Origin of the sequence: Streptomyces montanisoli, from assembly GCF_017813245.1 — a bacterium.
GTDB lineage: Bacteria > Actinomycetota > Actinomycetes > Streptomycetales > Streptomycetaceae > Streptomyces > Streptomyces montanisoli.
Window position 1 is genome coordinate 90,883 of record NZ_JAGIQL010000001.1, and the last position, 15,968, is coordinate 106,850.

15 protein-coding genes and 1 pseudogene are annotated in these 15,968 nt (G+C 68.4%); 5 read left to right on the plus strand and 11 right to left on the minus strand.

Features of this window, described 5'->3' with window-relative positions; all coding sequences use genetic code 11:
* Window positions 1–29: 29 nt before the first annotated feature.
* The 4 genes and pseudogenes from JFN87_RS00430 to JFN87_RS00445 form a co-directional block, all read right to left on the minus strand.
* Window positions 30–221, minus strand: coding sequence for an FxLD family lanthipeptide (locus JFN87_RS00430; protein WP_209337749.1), 192 nt, complete (start codon window positions 219–221; stop codon window positions 30–32).
* A gap of 52 nt (window positions 222–273) precedes the next feature.
* A pseudogene (fxlM, locus tag JFN87_RS00435) lies at window positions 274–1,510 on the minus strand (methyltransferase, FxLD system).
* A gap of 26 nt (window positions 1,511–1,536) precedes the next feature.
* Entirely contained in the window at window positions 1,537–1,959 is a 423-nt protein-coding gene (locus JFN87_RS00440; RefSeq protein WP_209337750.1) for a DUF6415 family natural product biosynthesis protein, read from the minus strand.
* The gene (locus JFN87_RS00445) at window positions 1,959–2,390 is read right to left on the minus strand and encodes an ATP-binding protein (RefSeq protein ID WP_307865236.1); all 432 of its coding nucleotides are present in this window, start codon (window positions 2,388–2,390) and stop codon (window positions 1,959–1,961) included. The genes JFN87_RS00440 and JFN87_RS00445 overlap by 1 nt, the downstream gene beginning before the upstream one ends.
* A 272-nt stretch (window positions 2,391–2,662) precedes the next feature.
* Here JFN87_RS00445 and JFN87_RS00450 point away from each other — a divergent pair, with 272 nt between their 5' ends.
* On the plus strand, window positions 2,663–4,156 hold the full coding sequence (locus JFN87_RS00450) for a helix-turn-helix domain-containing protein (protein WP_209337752.1): 1,494 nt from the start codon (window positions 2,663–2,665) through the stop codon (window positions 4,154–4,156).
* Window positions 4,153–4,854, plus strand: a complete 702-nt coding sequence (locus JFN87_RS00455) for an HAD family hydrolase (protein WP_209337753.1) — start codon at window positions 4,153–4,155, stop codon at window positions 4,852–4,854. Before JFN87_RS00450 ends, JFN87_RS00455 begins: the two co-directional genes overlap by 4 nt.
* A gap of 36 nt (window positions 4,855–4,890) precedes the next feature.
* Here the strand turns inward: JFN87_RS00455 and JFN87_RS00460 are convergent, their stop codons facing one another.
* From JFN87_RS00460 to JFN87_RS00475, 4 genes are all read right to left on the minus strand, one after another.
* Entirely contained in the window at window positions 4,891–6,600 is a 1,710-nt protein-coding gene (locus tag JFN87_RS00460) for a relaxase/mobilization nuclease domain-containing protein (RefSeq protein WP_209337754.1), read from the minus strand.
* Window positions 6,597–7,115 carry a plasmid mobilization relaxosome protein MobC gene (mobC, locus tag JFN87_RS00465; protein ID WP_209337809.1) on the minus strand — a complete coding sequence of 173 codons (519 nt, stop codon included), beginning with the start codon at window positions 7,113–7,115 and terminating at the stop codon, window positions 6,597–6,599. The genes JFN87_RS00460 and mobC overlap by 4 nt, the downstream gene beginning before the upstream one ends.
* 180 nt (window positions 7,116–7,295) lie before the next feature.
* A complete protein-coding gene (locus JFN87_RS00470) occupies window positions 7,296–8,048 on the minus strand; it encodes a DUF2637 domain-containing protein (RefSeq protein ID WP_209337755.1) in 753 nt (250 codons plus the stop codon).
* A 231-nt stretch (window positions 8,049–8,279) separates the two neighbouring features.
* Window positions 8,280–9,503 carry a DUF3631 domain-containing protein gene (locus JFN87_RS00475; protein WP_209337810.1) on the minus strand — a complete coding sequence of 408 codons (1,224 nt, stop codon included), beginning with the start codon at window positions 9,501–9,503 and terminating at the stop codon, window positions 8,280–8,282.
* Window positions 9,504–9,811: 308 nt separating this feature from the next.
* Here JFN87_RS00475 and JFN87_RS00480 point away from each other — a divergent pair, with 308 nt between their 5' ends.
* The 3 genes from JFN87_RS00480 (at window position 9,812) to JFN87_RS00490 (ending at window position 11,858) form a co-directional block, all read left to right on the plus strand.
* Window positions 9,812–10,303 (plus strand): helix-turn-helix domain-containing protein, encoded by a 492-nt coding sequence (locus tag JFN87_RS00480; protein WP_209337756.1) that lies wholly within the window; start codon window positions 9,812–9,814, stop codon window positions 10,301–10,303.
* Window positions 10,304–10,491: 188 nt separating this feature from the next.
* Window positions 10,492–10,710, plus strand: a complete 219-nt coding sequence (locus tag JFN87_RS00485; protein WP_209337757.1) for a helix-turn-helix domain-containing protein — start codon at window positions 10,492–10,494, stop codon at window positions 10,708–10,710.
* The gene (locus JFN87_RS00490) at window positions 10,710–11,858 is read left to right on the plus strand and encodes a tyrosine-type recombinase/integrase (protein WP_209337758.1); all 1,149 of its coding nucleotides are present in this window, start codon (window positions 10,710–10,712) and stop codon (window positions 11,856–11,858) included. The genes JFN87_RS00485 and JFN87_RS00490 overlap by 1 nt, the downstream gene beginning before the upstream one ends.
* A 359-nt stretch (window positions 11,859–12,217) precedes the next feature.
* Here JFN87_RS00490 and JFN87_RS00495 read toward each other — a convergent pair whose 3' ends face one another.
* Genes JFN87_RS00495 through JFN87_RS00505 form a run of 3 tightly spaced genes read right to left on the minus strand, consistent with a single transcriptional unit; the run spans window position 12,218 to window position 15,691 of the window.
* Entirely contained in the window at window positions 12,218–13,006 is a 789-nt protein-coding gene (locus JFN87_RS00495; protein ID WP_209337759.1) for a hypothetical protein, read from the minus strand.
* A complete protein-coding gene (locus tag JFN87_RS00500; RefSeq protein ID WP_209337760.1) occupies window positions 13,003–15,150 on the minus strand; it encodes a hypothetical protein in 2,148 nt (715 codons plus the stop codon). Before JFN87_RS00500 ends, JFN87_RS00495 begins: the two co-directional genes overlap by 4 nt.
* Before the next feature lie 22 nt (window positions 15,151–15,172).
* Window positions 15,173–15,691 (minus strand): hypothetical protein, encoded by a 519-nt coding sequence (locus tag JFN87_RS00505; RefSeq protein WP_209337761.1) that lies wholly within the window; start codon window positions 15,689–15,691, stop codon window positions 15,173–15,175.
* Between the last annotated feature and the right edge of the window lie 277 nt (window positions 15,692–15,968).

The window sequence follows — 15,968 nt, forward strand, 5'->3', positions numbered from 1 at the left end:
CCGGCCCACCGGCAACGGAGTGGCCTGGCTCAGGCCGGGTCCTCCACGAAGGAGTTGCAGGCGGAGGAGCCCGTCGCGCACGTGGAGCCGCAGCCGTCGCCGGTGCTGCACATGAGCTTCCCGTACGCGTGCTCGGCGATGACGATCTTCACGTCCAGGGGTGCGAAGTCGTCGTCGAGGTCCGCCAGCGGGGCGGGCGGGGCCAGCGTGGTGCTCGTCATGGTGGTGCCCTTCCTTCTGTTTCGGTGATGTGGAACCGCCTGGCTCCCGGCGTTACGCCGAGGGCCAGGAGAGCGAGATCCGGCTGTGCACCTTGTCGATGACCCGTTGAGTCGAGATCTGGTCGTCGGAGGTGCCGGCCGGATATACCCGGATGACTGGGCCGGGCCCGCCGCGCCTGTTGGCTTCCCAGTCGCGCAGCACGTCCGCGACCTTGTCGGCGAAGGGCTGCGCATGCGGTCCGAGGGCATGGACGCCGTATTCGACGTGCTTGTTGTCCTCGGTGCGTCGGGTGACGAGGTAGGCGAAGGTGTCGTCCTCGACGGCGGCGAGGGTGAACCGCTTGTTCGCCGGGGTGACGAGGCCCGTGTCCAGGTCCTCGTCGACGGTCATCGTGCAGAATCCCGGCAGGCTGATCGCCATGGTCATCTGGAGGGTGTCGAGCAGTTCGGAAAGGCCGACGGTGACCCCGGTCCACAGCTCGTGGCGCGGCGTCGTGACGGCGTTGTCCAGCCGGTTCGGGTCCGCGGGCAGGCCGTCGTCGAACCGCAGCCCGATCTCTGGCGTGCCGTTGACCAGCAGGATTTCTTCTCGGTGAACGGTCGAACCCTGCATGGGGACGAAGCCGCAGATACGCGCCGACTCACTCTCCAGGTGCCGGCCGTGCTCCCCCCGTGGCCTGGGTGAAGGCGACCGAGCGGGTCAGGCCCCGCATCCGCAGTGGTACAACGAGCCGGCCGCCCTGCTTGAGGTGCGACGTCCAGGAGGGGGAGATGTCCCAGGCCCCCGCGGTCACCATGACGACATCGACCTCGCCGAGGTCCGGGACGGGCTCGGCCGCGTCGGCGGTGACCACACGGACGTCTTCGTAGCCGTGCTGATCCAGGAGCCGACGAGCGCGTTCGGTGACAGCAGGGTCGATGTCGATGGTCACGACCTCACCGTCCTCGCCGACGAGTTCGGCGAGATAGGCCGCGTTCAGCCCGCCCGAGCCGACCTCCAGCACGCGCATACCGGGACGCATCTGGGCCTGCTCCAGCATCATGGCCTGGACCTGCGGGGCCGAGACGGAACTGAGCTGCACGCCGTGCTCATCCGTCTTGGTGATCACGGCGGCGTACGTGTCGTACGCCTTCTCCAGGGACGTGCCAGGTGCGAACTCGTGGCGAGGCACGTTGCGCATCGCCGCTTCGATCTCGGGAGAAGAGACGGTGCCATCGGCGCACAGCTCGTCCACCACTTGGTTGCGCAGGCGGGTCGCCTCGTCTGGATCGACGATCTTGTTGGTCATTTGATTCCTTCGGTTGGCGGAAGAGGTCACGCGACGCTTCTGACGGTCCGCGTCTCAGCCAGTCGTTCGAGAAGGGCGTTGGTGAGGCCGGCCATACGCCTCAAGTAGCCGAGGGCCCGGCGACTGTCATCGGGCATTACCGCTGCGCGCAATATGAGACCGCGTTGGACGAGGGCCGCCACCTGTGCGTCGCTCTCCTCTACCGCCACCGCGATGTCTACCAGGACGGTCAGGCCCCCGCGGAGACGCTCGGCCAGGTCCCCGAACTCGGCCTCGAGCGGCGCCTGATCGCCGAGAACGTCTCCGACGTCGTCGAGGATCGTCTCCAGAGACCGTGTGCTGCGCAGTCGTCTGGCGACTCGGGCGAGACCATCCGCGTCCAGGGGTGGCGACCACGGCGCGATAGGCCGGGGCCGCGAACCACGCTCCGTCAAGGCCAGTGGGTACATCAGCGGCTCCCGGTGGTGAAGAGGCACCAGGTGGTTGCCCCGCCGTCACTGACGCCCCAGCGCGTGGCGAGCGCGGCGACCAGGAAGAGCCCTCGACCCGAGACGTCGTCTTCGGCCGGGCAACGCAGTTCAGCAAGCATCGCCGGATTGCCGTCCGCGACCTCGACGATCAACTCGTCGGTGGTGCACCACACCTTCAGGCTCACCTGACCGCAGCCGTAGGAGACGGCATTGGTGACGAGTTCCGAGACGGCGAGCACGATGTCCTCGGCCAACTGGTCGGATACGTGCCACTGCCGCAGGTGAGCGCCGGTGAGGCGTCTCGCCCGGCTGACGTGGGCTTCCTCCGCCGCGAACGCCGCATCGAAGCCACGGACGTGCGTGGGCCGGGAGACGAAGTCCGATGCGGTGCCTGTTTCAGCCGCCGGCACCTCCGGCCCGCACCTCCGATCCCGCGACTGTCTGCTGGGCGTGCGGACGAAGGCGGAGACGTGATCTGCCACGGTTCCCACACTCCCCATTCCGGTCGGCGAACGTCAGGGCAGGCGGCCCGCCTACGGGCTGCGCTGCGGTAGTGAGATGAGTCTGGGGCCGTCGCCGACGGGTGGGCATCGCCGCCGCGATATCGCCGCAGAGATATCGATCTCCGCATAGCCTGTGACTCAGTGAAGTCATGAACTCACCGAGTACGGCGGGTGCTGCCATGAAGATGCCCAACCGCGCTTGCACCAAGTGCGGGAGCGCGCTGAGCCAGTACAACCCTGGCTCCCTGTGCGCGTCGTGCTCGCGCTCTGACGCGGCACCGAACGTGCCAGACAGGGCGTGGCGGGATCCTCTGGTCCAACGTGCCTTGGCCGAGTGGGACTTCGGGACGCTTCTTCGGCTGTTGCGTCGTCGATCGGGCTTGTCTCAGATGCAGATGCGCGCCCTGACAGGCTTCACCCAATCGCACATTTCCGGCCTGGAGAACGGGCGGAAGCAGTTGGGTGGCCGAGACGCCATCATCGATCTGCTCACCGGTCTGGGTGTTCCGGCAGATCTCCGGCCGCTCCTCCTGACACCGCTCGCCGGCCGCCCGCAGACGGTGGTCACAGAGGCTCTGGACCCGGCGATGCCGTGGACGGCGGATCGTATGGTGACCTCACTTGAAGTTGCTGTCGGAGGTCCCGTGAAGCGTCGCAGCGTGCTGGCCGCCCTGAGCGGTTCCGTGCTCACCCAATACATACTGCAGTCGGCCGTCGCGCCCACGGAGGCGTTGGCCGCCGAGACACGCGACGGAACACGAGTGACCGTCCCACTTCTCGAATCCCTGCAGAGCACCACCAACGCGCTGAGAGAGATGGACGCCGCGAGCGGCAGCGGCTCCCTGGCCGGTACCGCCAAGCAGCAGCTACGCGTCCTGCTCGGGCTGATGAAGACAGGCACGTACAACGATCGCACCGGTCGCCGTCTCGCCGCGGTTACCGCCGATACCGCCATGCAGGCCGGTTGGTACGCGCTCGACGGCGGCAACCACGATGCCGCGCAGCGGCTGCTCCTGGGCGCGCTTCGCGCCGCACACGCGTCGGGGGACTCGCGGCTCCGCGCCGGTGCACTGTCGTTCCTGGCCATTCACGGCTACTCCGTCGGTGACCCCCGCGACGCGGTGACCGCGGCGAGAACCGCACGGCAGGCGATCTCCGACAAGGACGCGCCGGCCCTGCACGCCATGCTTCTGACACGGCAAGCGCGCGGCCACGCCCGATTGCGAGAAGAGCGGCACGCGCTCGCGGCCCTCCAGGAAGCCGAGGCGCTGTGTGCCCGTGGCGCAGGCGAAGACGATCCGCACTGGCTGTACTGGATCAACCCGGGCGAGATCCTCGGCCAACGTGGCAGCGCCTACCTGGAGATGGGGAAGCTGGCCGAGGCCGCCTCCACCTTCGCCCAGGCCCGAGGCGTGCTGAGCCAGGACGAAGTCCGCACCAGAGCACAGTTCCTCTCGCGCGCCGCCACAGCCCAGATGCGTGCCGGGGACGCCGACGCCGGCTGTGCGATCGGGGAAGAGGTCCTGACGATGGTGAACGGAGTCCACTCCGCCCGGCTGAACGAGCACCTTCACTCCATGCTCCACGAGGCCCGCCAGTTCGGCGACACGGTCGCCACGCGGTCCTTCATCGAACACGGCGAAGGTCTTCTGCGAGAGCGGGCGGTGGCATGATCCTCGTCCTGTGGGACATCGACCGGACCCTGCTCTACGTCGGTGAGACCGATCGCCTGGTCTACCGCGAGGTCTTCCGCGCCCTGGTCGGCCGCTCCGCGACCGCCCTCCCCGCCAGGGGGACCGGCGTCACCATGCCCCTCGCCGTGCGAGAACTTCTCTCGGCCAACGACGTGCCGGCATCGTCGATCGACCACCTAGCGGGACAGATGGTTGACCGCCTCCCAGGTGAACTGCGTCGCCATCAGGAGGCGCTGCTCCGCGACGGGAGCCTGATGCCCGGGGCTGTCGAAGCGCTCAAGGCTGTGCACGCGGACCCGCAGCTCGTTCCGACGATCGTGACCGGGAACCTGAAAGAGAGCGCCGAGATCAAGCTGTCTGCCTTCGGTCTCGCCGGGTTCGTCGACATGGCTGTCGGAGGTTACGCCTCGGACGACTCGCACCGTCCGGCCCTCGTCCGCATCGCCCAGGACAAGGCGGAAACGACTTACGGGCACCTGTTCACGCGCGAGAACACCGTCATCATTGGTGACTCCCTCCAAGACGTCCGTACTGGACAGGAGGGTGGGGCCCGGGTCATCGCCGTCACCTCCGGCACGACCTCAGCCCAGGCTCTGACCGAGGCGGGAGCTGACCACATCATCGAGGACCTGACGGACCCGGTACAGGTCCTGTCCTTGATCCACGATCGGCCATAGGACTTCCCCGAGACGTTCTGCGGCTTGCGGCCTGGGTCACCTGTGGCGCACGGGATGTTCCGCATGGCTATGCGGTGGGGCAGCCGATGCGGGCGGACGCGGAGATGGCGCGGACGGTATCCGGCGCGTGCTGCGTGCCTGCGCGGCGATGGCTCGCGCACTGGGTGGCGTGTGATGCGCCTGGCGGCGGACCCGCCAGGTGAGGGTCTGGGCCGGAGATCGGGCGTCGTCCAGGCTGCGGGCGGAAACGGCCCGCTTCAGGAGAACCAAGGGCTGGTGTCCTGCGGCCTCCGCCTGCGCGAGGGATGCGGCCAGAGCAGGCCAGGCGGGATCGTCGAGGATTCGTTCTGCCAGCTCGGGCACCGCCGCGCGGAGGTGCTGGGCGTGGCGTTTGACGGCGGGCATGGGCGGCCTCTGCCGGCTCAGAGCTGCCAGTGGCGCGGCAGCCGCTTGCTGGGAGGCTGCTTGCAGGTGGACAAGGGCCTGTTGGGCGGCGGCGACCTGCTGGTCGTGCTGGTGGAGTCGGTGCCAGCGCGCGGTGGCGATGGCGACGAGGACGGTGACGTCGAGGAACATCGCCAGCCCGTCGCCGGAGGCGGGGCTGGTGCGCAGGGCGCGGATCGCTCCACGCAGCGCGCGAGCCTGGTCGTGTTCTGCGCGGATGCGGGAACGGGTGGCCCGTTCGAACGTGGCAGCGGCCTGCTGGAGTGCCGGTCGGAACTCGACGGATACGAGGAGGGGAAGGGCGTCGAGTGCCTCGCCGAGGGCCGCGATGTGCGCTTGGGCGATGGCGCCGTCGCCTCGTTCCAGGTGATGGGGGATGCGCTCGGCCGCGGCGGTGGCCTGGTGCCAGGGGTCGGCCCTGCGGTGGGCGCGGGGTTCGGCGCTGGGCTGCGCCTCGACGGTGGAGAGGCGTTCGCGGATCTCGGGGAAAGACAGGTCGGGGGCGAGTGTGGAGCCGGAGAACCAGACGGGTTCGCCCGAGGCGTTGGTGTCACCTTCGACGGCTACCTTGTAGCCGCGTACGTCGCCGGAGGGGAAACGCTGGATGTCGACCACCACGCCCTCGACATTGTCGAGGAGACGGAGGAATTCCTCCGGACTCGCGGAGACGGACACCACGGTGCGGATCGTGGCACGCAGCCGTGCGCGGGGAGTGCCGGTGCGGCCGGTGCGTTGGGCCTTCTCTTGCTCCGCGCGTGTGGGGCGCCGGGCCGCGGTGCGATCGCCGCGCCTTACCTCCTGGAGGCCGTACTCCTTCTCCACCGCTGCGAGCTCCTTGTCGGCGGTGAGGTAGTCGTTCCAGTGGCGGGCCGGCCGAAGGTCTCCTCGGACCTTGGTGGCAGCGATGTGGATGTGGTCGTCGGCGTGCCGGACGGCGATCCAGCGGCAGCCGTCCGGGTCGTCCGCCGGCGCGATCCCGGTGGCCGCGACCACACGGCGGGCGATGGCCGCCCAGTCGTCATCGGTGAGTACACGGTCTCCGGGTGCGCCGCGGAGCGAGCAGTGCCACACGTGCTGCTTCGGTGCACGGCCGAGGCGCTGGGCTTGCTTGACGCGCAGGTCGAGGTCGGCCACGAGGAGCGTCCTGCTGGCTGCGGTGTCGTCGGTGCGGCCGGGGTCGGGTGCGAATCCGTCCCAGGAGGCGACGAGGTGTGGGTCGGTGTGCTCGTTGGCGCGGCCGGGGCCGAAGAGGTAGCGGACGAGGCCGGCGGTGCTCTTGCCGCTGCTGATCTTGGCGATCACTGCGGGCCCTTTGTGGCGGCGGCCTGGTTTGTGGCCACCGCGATGTGGCGGACGGTGCTACCGACCGCGCCGAGGGAGCGCTCGGCCTGGGCGAGGAGCGCGGTGTCCCCAGGGTGTGGATAGTCGCCGGAGTTGAGTTTCTTGGCCATCTGGTTGATGTTGTGGCCGATCTTGGCGACCTCGCTGCGCAGGGCTGTGAGTTCGTCGATGTAGTCGTCGAGCTGGGTGCGCTGGCCGCGCAGGGCGAGGCCGCCGTGCAGGTGGGTCATGACGACGGCGCCGACGTAGTGGGCGGCGGCGATGTTGAGCGAGCGGGCCATGGCGAGGATGACGGCTTTCTCGTCACTGCTGTAGCGGACGTCGACGCGCTCTTTGCGCTGGGTCTCTTTGCGCCGGCGGCGTCGGGCGACGCGGTGCAGCGCGGCGGCTTCGGCGGCACGCGGCGGCAGAACGCTGGCGGCGTCGGCGGGCTGGTCCTGCTCGGGCGCCCCCCGGTGCCCGACGTCCTCCGCCACCCCCGGGGCGGAGGGCATCGCGTTGGACCGGCCCTTGGACGGTCCAACGCCATACCTTGCTCCGCCTGGTTCCGGGGTGCAGGTGATCTGCTTCTGTGCGGCTTGGGGTTCGTGTTCGACGTGGTGCAACTGGGCTCCTGGACGCGGTGGGTGCTGGTGCTGGATGGGGGCCGTTCGGGGTCAGCCGGTGCTTGCGCTGTTCTCGTCGAGTTCGGCCTGCAGCACGTCCTTGACCTTGTCCAGGCGGCTTCGGGAGATGGCGAATCCCTTGTCGCGGATGGCCTTCTCGATGTTGCGGCGCGAGACGCGGTCGCCTCGCCCGAGGGGAGCCGTGCGGGCGATGTCGATGGCCTGCTCCATGGGCAGGCTCGGTTGGGCGCTTCCCGTCCGTGGCGCAGGCACTGCCGCCTGGTCTGTGGTCGGCCGCGGCTCGTCCTCCGCGCCGGTGGCGAGAGGCGTGGCCGTCTCACCGTCGTTCTCGCCCGGGTCGGGTTTGTGGCCCTCGTTCTTGTGGCGGTCGGCGTTGACGTGGTGGCGGGCGATGAGGAGGTAGAGGTGGACGGCTCCGGCCAGGGCGAGTGGGGCGATGGCGGAGATGACGCCGACGGTGATGTTGTCGAGGGCCAGGCCGTTGTGGCGGGCTTGCTGGTTGAGGCGTATGGCGTGCAGGACGTTGGCCCAGATGCTTGTGGCGGTGGCGACGCCTACCAGCGCCCAGACGTAGAGGCGGGCGGGCAGGGGCGCGGTACGTAGGACGAGCAGGGCGCCGATCCCGATGGCGATGAAGCCGTCGATGACGAGCGGGAAGGCATAGGTGAGCACCGGGTGGATCTGGCTGGCGGCGGCCATCTGGCGCAGGGCGTCGTAGGAGAGCGCGAAGGCCGAGAGGGCCAGTAGTGCGACACCCGCCCTGATCGCTGTGGTCAGGGCCATCGATGCGGTGGATGAGGGTGCGGGCAGCGGAGAAGGCAAGGGGAAGGCGCTCCAGGGGTACGGAGGTGGGAGGGCGTGGCCTGGGGATGGGGGGAGACCCGTCGCGACTCGTCGCATGCCTGGTCAGGACAGGTACGGGTGGGACGGTGGCATCGGGTCGACTCGTCACCGCCCCCCGACCCGTCACTGCGCTGACCTGCGCGGAGACGAGTCGTGACGGGTCGTGTCGGGTCAGGCGCCGGTAGGGACTTCCGGGACGGGCTCGGGGCAGTAGCGGGCCCAGGAGTCGGCGAAATCCAGACGGGCATAGCCACGGGCCTGGACGTTGCCGTGGAAGCGGCGGACCGCGGACCTTATGCCGTACTCGTTGAGCAGGATCTGCAGCCCTCGGGGCGTCAGGCCCTTGCTGGTGTACTCCGGCCATGGCGTCTCGGCGTCCTGGTTGAGGACATCGAGGAGACGGCTGGTGCGAAGCGCCGGCGGGTTGCCCTCGGTGGTGAACGCGCGCCGGATGTCCGCCAGGAGGCGGATGCTCAGGCTGCCACTGTCCTGCTCCTGGGCGGCCTCGCGCTCGGTCATGAGCCGGCAGGCGGTCCGCGCCGAGTCGGGCCAGGATCCGCCCGCGAGGTCGGCGACCGACACCAGCGGCTGCCAGGTGTCAGCCGCGCGGTCCTGGACCGGCATGACCGGGGTCAGTTCCATCGCCTCGGTGTGGAGCGGAGTCAGCCAGGCGACGAGCCGATCGCGCAGGGAGTGCAGGGGCGGGGTGTCGCGGAAGGTGCGGAATTCCGCCACCTTCTCGCCCGGCCTGCGACGGCGCATCCGGATGACGACTGACCGGTCCATGATCGTGTCGGGCAGGTCGCCGATGCCCGCGAGAGCCGCCATGGCGAAGGTCGGGAACTTCGCCACCTCGTGATTTGGCCCGCAGACCCGCAGGGTGGGCCTGTTGCGCTGATGCCCCGCATTGAGCAGACCGCGCATCTCCTCGTTCTTCTCCGCGACCTTCGCGGAACCGAAGAGAGTGTCGGCCTCGTCGACCAGCAGGGTGGGCGGGGTGCTGGTGATCGACCGGAACACCGCGGCGGCAGAGGCGTTGACCGTGATCAGCGGATCGTGCACGCTCTCGGTGATCACATCCAGCAACCGCGACTTCCCGCACCGTTTCGCCGGGCCCACCACGGCCAACCGCGGTGCGTGCTGCCACGCCGTCTGCAAGTGGGTCGCGGCGACCCACAGCGTCACGGCCGTGAACGCTTCTTCGCTCGGCAGCACGACGTACCGGCGGATCTGCTCACGCAACTCCACCAGTACGCGCTCCCCGTCGGATGCCGAGGCGGAGGTGTTGGCTACCTCGGGTGCTACTTCATCGGCGGGCCGGCCTGGTACCGCCGCAGGTGGCCCAGCGCAGGCGTTGACCTGAGGGGATGGCGCGGTCGGGGTGGCATCGTCCATACTGGACATGAAGCTCCTCTGCTTGCGGGCCAATGGGACGGCAATCCCGGCCTCGCAGGTCGGTCGTTCAGGGATGGGCGGCTTGAGGTTTGCGTTGTGAGCCCCTCGGTGTTGCATCACCGGGGGGCTTTCTGCGTGTCGGGGAGGGGCTGAGGGCGCGCCTCAGCGGACCCCTGCGGTCTCGTGGGGAGATCAACAGTACCACGAGCTGTGCGGATCGCATAGGGCTATGCGATCCGCAGAAGTGATGTTACTGTTGTGGCATGCCGCAAAACCGGCGGTGAGCGCGGAATTCGAGAGGGCAAGACATGCCGGATGACGACGGAACCTCGCAGGGGGTGCTCCTCAGCGGCGAGGAGAACGCCGCTGTGCGGGTCAAGCTGGAGCGTGAGAAGCGCGGTTGGAGTACCACGGTGGTGTCCGACCGCCTGAACGATGCCGGCTTCGACATGAACCCGTCCGCCGTCTGGCGCATCGAAAACCGCAAGCGGCGCATCAACCTCGACGAGGCCATCGGCTTCGCCGAGATCTTCGGCGTGGCGCTCAGCAACTTCGTCGGGCCACCCGGCCTGGCGACCATGGGCCGCGCCATGGAGCTGATCGACAACGTCGTTGCCACATACAGAGCCTCTCACCGCGCCAACCACGAGGCCCGGAGAGCACGCGACCAACTCGATGCCTACCTCGCCGAACACCCGGACATCCGCGAAGAGGCGGACGTGATGGTGTCCAACGCCATTGCCGGCGAGGTCATGAAGATCAACGACGAGTACGGTCCCGGCTCCGACGCCGACGCATAGCCGTCCGCGGCACCTGCCGCAGCGAGATCGCAGACCCTCGCTGCGGCCGTACCACCCGTCCCATCCCTGAACGCCACGAGGCCGAAGCAGAGTTGCCGCTCTGCCCGCCGGCCAGAACCCGGAGCACGCTCTTGCGCCACTCGGCGATACCGCACGTCCCCACTCAGCGCTCCCAGCCGCAGGGGGAGGTGACCACAACCGACACCCTCCTCACCGTGGAGCAAGCCGCCGAACGCCTCGGTACCGGCGTCCGCTTCATCCGCCGACTCATCCAGGAACGCCGAATCCGCTACGTCAAGCTCGGCAAGCCCGTACGGATACCCGAGAGCGCCCTCGCCGAGTACGTCGCAGAACGCACCGTTCCGACGCTCCGCGAAGCGCGTTCGAGCTTCCGGAAGGTCGCCTGATGGCGGGCCGCAGGCCGCAGAGGCGGCGGGAATTCGGCACCGTCCGACAGCTCCCCTCAGGACGGTGGCAGGCACGCTACTGGGCACCGGACGGCAACCGCCGCAAAGCACCGGAGACCTTCCCGACGCGCACCGACGCCCAGACCTGGCTCACGCTCACCCAGGCCGACATCGAGCGCAATCACTGGGTGGACCCCGACGCGGGCAAGGTGAACTTCGCCGCGTACGCGGTCCGGTGGATCGAGGAGCGCGGGCTCTCGGCCACCACGGAGGAGCTGTACCGCAGGCTCCTGCGGTTGCACCTGCTGCCCACGTTCGCCTCGGTGAACCTGGACGACATCACCCCGCCTGTCGTGCGCACCTGGCGGGCCGAGCGGCTGGAGGCAACCGGCGCGACGACCGTCGCCAAGGCGTACCGCCTCCTCAAGGCCATCATGGAGACGGCCGCCGACGACGAGCTGATCCGCCGCAACCCGTGCCGGATCAGGGGCGCCGGCAGCGAAAAGGCAGGGGAACGCCCGACGGCCACCGTGGAACAGGTCGACGCGCTCGCGGAAGCCATGGGACCGAGGTGGCGGTTGATGGTGTACTTCGGCGCCTACGGGCCGATGCGCCCGGAGGAGCAGGCGGCTCTGCGCCGTCCTGATGTCACGCTCGACCCCCTCGCGGTCAAGATCCGCGAGGCCGCTCCCGAGCTGGCCACCGGACGCAGGGTCGAAGGCGACACAAAGTCGATGGCGGGCAGGCGCACTGTCTTCCTCCCGGCCTTCCTGCATGTAGAGGTCGAGCGGCACCTGAAATGGTTCGCCGAGAAGGAGCCCGACGGGCTCATCTTCGTCGGCGAGAAGGGCGCGCCGTTCCGACGGTCCACGTTCGGCCGCAAGTGGCGCAGGGCACGGGCGAAGGCCGGCCTGCCGGAGGGCTTCCGCTTCTACGACCTCCGCCACACCGGCCACACCCTGTCCACCCAGTCGGGCGCCACGCTCAAGGACACGATGGTGCGCGCCGGTCAGTCCTCGGAGAAGGCGGCGCTGATCTACCAGCACTCCGACGGGGAGCGGCAGCGTGAGGTAGCCGGAGGGATTGATTCCCGCGTCCGGGCCGTCCGCCAGAGGGCGCTCGACCAGTCGACGACGCGCGAAATCTGAGCTGACCGTTGGGGCGTGCTGGACGGCGTGGGGGAGCCGGACTCGTCGACGGGTATCTCAATGGCTGAGTACCCCGACCGGGCTGATCGCTCTCGATTGTGCTGCGGCACGTTTGTTTGATGAGCCGGGCGACCGGCGAATTCAACCGCCGTCGCCGTCGCCGTCGCCGTCGCCGTGGCCGTGTAAGAGGTAGTGGGAATCGCCCGGGTGGCCATTTACACGGGACTGCCGCCAGGCGGCGTCGAACGACATCTGTCTTGCAGGCGAGGCACATGTTCTGGCCCGGCGCATCAGCCGAAGGGCATGCCAGCTGGTACGTGGGGACAGCAGAAGGCGCCACAACGTTGTGTGTGTGGCGCTCACGACGCGTCCTCGGCGAGCGGGGTCCCCTCGGTTGCTGGTGCTGGTGCTGGTGCTGGTGCTGGTTGCGCCAGGGCGTCGACCCGGTCGGCGTGACCGGGTTTACGGGCGGCACGCATGCCGTTGGCGAGCAGCATCATTAGCAGGCGCTTCTGTTCCTCCTTGGGGAATTCGGCGAGGAAATCCCGCAGGATGTTCAGGAGTTGCAGCTCTACGGGTTCATGGCGGTCCTTCGGGTAGCTGCGAAACCGTCGTGCGAGTGCCTCCAACTGCGCTTCGCCGGGTGGCTGGGTGATCTGCGCATCGGCCTGTTGCAGCCATCGGACCAGCAGGGCAGCTGGGTGGGCGAGTTCTTTGGCGAGCGCCTCCGTGCCCTGTCTGCTAAGGGTTTCCGTGGTCCCTTGGGCACGTATGGCGATGAGCAGTTCCTTCACTGCGGCACGGTCCTCGTCCGCGAGTTCGAGGTGGACGGAGGCGGTGACCGTGGCACGGCCCGGAAGACCGAGACTCTGAGGTGTGCGCAGCTGCTGTGCGCAGGCGTCCTGCGCGGCGGGGAGGTCGATCGGGTCTTGGTCGCGTACTGCAGCCGCCGCTGTGATGCGCAGGGCGGCACGGACGCGGTCGGCGATCTCGTCCGGGTCGTAGGGGCCTGATGGGTCCGGGGTCAGGGTTGCGCGGATGGTGGCTGTGTAGAGGATGCCCGGTCGGCTACTGCGCAGTACCGCGGAGAAAGCACCGATTCTTCGGCGGAGTTGCTTGCGGCGGGCTCGTTTGGAGATGCGTCTCATGCCTCGTCCCCCGTCTCAGTGCGGAGGGCGGGAACGACCTCGAGGGGTGCCGCGGGTTGCGTCATCAAGGGTTGGTTGCTGTGCATCTCCGAGCGTGTCTCTCGTGGGTCGTTCCAGCGCAGAATGAGGCGCTCGCGCAGGTTGACGACCGACTGTGAGGTGTATCCCGTACCGGCCCGACCGGCGATGAAAGTGGACAGCGGGCCTGACATCCAGTGTTCGCGGATGACGCGGTTGAGCACCTCCACCACTGCGTCAGCGTCGAGCGAGCCGTCAGCCACGGCTTCGGCCCAAGCGCTCAGGACTTCCTCGCAACGTGGTTCCAGAGTCGGCACGGATAGAGCTGCGGACCAGCCCTGTACGAGTTCATCGGCTGTGTCCGTGTACTCCAGGGCATTGGCCAGCAGCAGGGTCGCCACGGGATAGTCGGCCGAGGGACGGAGTAGGGCCAGGACGGCCCGGCATGCGGCAAGATGGTTCCGGTCGTCCGGTTGCTGGTAGTCAGTAAGCCATCTGTTGGCCGTGGCCCATACGCGTGGCAGCAGCTGGACATCTGAGCCCATGGCGCGCAGGACTTCCTCGGCGACGGATACTGCGCTGTCGTGTTCGGGACGGCCCAGTACCCAGCGCAGGCAGGTGAGTGCCTGGCGGGGATATTCCTTCGAGAAGGGTCCCTGGCACACCACTGCGGCTACGGTGGCGTTGGCCCGGGATTCCTGGCCGGCCCAGGACCGCAGTCTCGTACGGGCTTCCTGGCCGAGGGCGGGGTCCCTGGCGACGCGTGCGAGCAGACGGGATGCGCCGTCTTGGCCGGCGTCGCCAGTCGCGGCCCATGATTGGGCGACGTCCAGTGGGCGCAGGTCACGTTCGTCCACGGCGAGTTGGGCGAGCAGATCCGCGATCTGCAGGATCCGCGCGGCGCCGGGCTTCTTGGGTGCCGTGAGCTGCTTGATCCACTGGATCAGGCCGGGCTGGATATCACTGAGCTGGCGCCAGAAATGCCCCAGCACTGCGACCGGGTACCCGGGCAGATGGCGGAAGGAGACTCGCTGCCCGTCGATCTTCGCCTGGATTGCCTCAAGTCGCGTAACGAGGTCGCGGCCGGTGAGAATGTCCCGGATGCCGCGCTTCCTCTGGTCATCGAGCAGCAGACGTGCCCCATCCAGGACCTCGGCGGGACTGAGTCCTTCCAGCATCACGGCTGCCAGCAGCAACGCTCTGTCGTCCGCGCTGTCCTGTGTTTCGCGGAAGACGGTACTGACCCGTTCACGCCAGCGCAGTACGAGGTCGCGGGCGTCCTTGACGGTGCCGCCCGAGTCGCTGATGCGGCTGAGTTCAAGAGCAAGTGCCGCGGCGTCGCCCGGCTGCATGTCGGCGCGCAGGAGGCCGGTAAGGGGTGCCCAACGGTCCACACCATCAGGCCCGTCACCTCCCCTGCTGGCTTCCCGGACGCTTTCCTGCATCCATCCGCGGCGTGCGGCCCCCGGATAAAGCCGTTCGATATGGCGACGCGCGATCCGGTTGCCCGGGGGCGCGCTGACGGCCCGGACGACGTTGCGCCCCAAGACCGGGTCGTTCTCGGGCCAGCCGTGCTCGCCGACGACCACAACAAGATAGGAACCCCTCTTCCGCAGGGTCTCAGCATGAGCGAGGAACTTCCTGGCCGTGACGTCCGGTCTCTCCCAGCGCGCGCTCTCGCCCGAGACATCAAGCAGGTATCCCCGGCCGGGCTCAGCGGGGAGCAGGAATTTGTCCTTCTCGACCGACTCCCAGTCCGGCAGCACGTGCTCAAGACGCAGCCGTAGCCTCGACCCGCCGATTCCGGGCAGTATGGGGCGCAACTCCGATAGGGCGCGCAGTCCCGCGCCGGTCTTGCCCGTCCCGGGTGGACCGGCGATCACGACCACCCGCTCGTCGCAGCCGAGCATCGTCAGCACTCCAGGAGCGGTCGCGATCTCCTTGCCCTCGCCGTCTTCGGCGACCCAAGCGCGGCGGATCGCATCGATTTCCGCCGAGGGCACGGGCTCCGTAGGCAGGGGATCTTGCTGGTGCAGGTTGATGTCTCGCCCGGCCTGCAGCAGAGTCGAGTAGGTGTTGTTGGCGGCGTGGATCCCGCCGCCGGACGCATGGTTGCCGGACGGCACAGTAAACGAGGGCACTGCTGGCTCACACGCTTGGATTGCGAGGCGGAACCCCATAGTTGATGCCCCCACTGCCAGCGTCCAGGTTGCCGGACGCCTGCAGGATCTGGCTGTTGCTGTTGTTCTGAGCGGTCAATGCCGGGGCGCCCGCCGGTAGCGGGCCGTCCGGGGCCGGCAGAAGTGCCCCCAACTCCTCGCTCATGTCGGGGTAGCGGTCCAGATAGGCGGCGAGTTGCAGGACGAGTCGTTGCTTCAGCTGGTTGCGCAGATCGTCGCGGTGTTCCTCCGCCGCCTCGCTCAAGGTCTGCTCCGCGGTGTCGAGCAGCTCCAGCTGCCGATCCACGGTCGGCTTCCCATCGCGCCTGAAGAAGCGGGCTAGCGCTCCGCGCAACGTTACCCAGCCGCCCCGGGCCATCTCCGCCGCCACGGCAGTCGCCACTGGCACAGCCACTGCCATCGCGTCCAGTTCCGCTGTCAACGTTCCCCCTCGTTCCCGTTCGAAAGTCGTCGCTTCACGGCCGGAGAACAGTCTGCGATCAGCCATGCACACAGGGCAGCAATATGGGGAAGTGTGACGGAAACGGATCTGGTTGGCCGCCGCGATCACACGGCGCATGCGCTGCCCGAAATAAGCCACTCCATGAAGAACCAATTCACCTGCCGCCCTTGTGGAGGGGACTGGCGATCGGGTGTTCGGAGCAAATCGAGCCATGGTGGTGTGAGACACGTGAAGCCGGAATTAGAGCGCGGCAATTGTCAAGATGGCTGAATTCGAGCCCCCGCCACGCTGTGGCAGCCGCTGGGTAAACCGTGTCCACCCA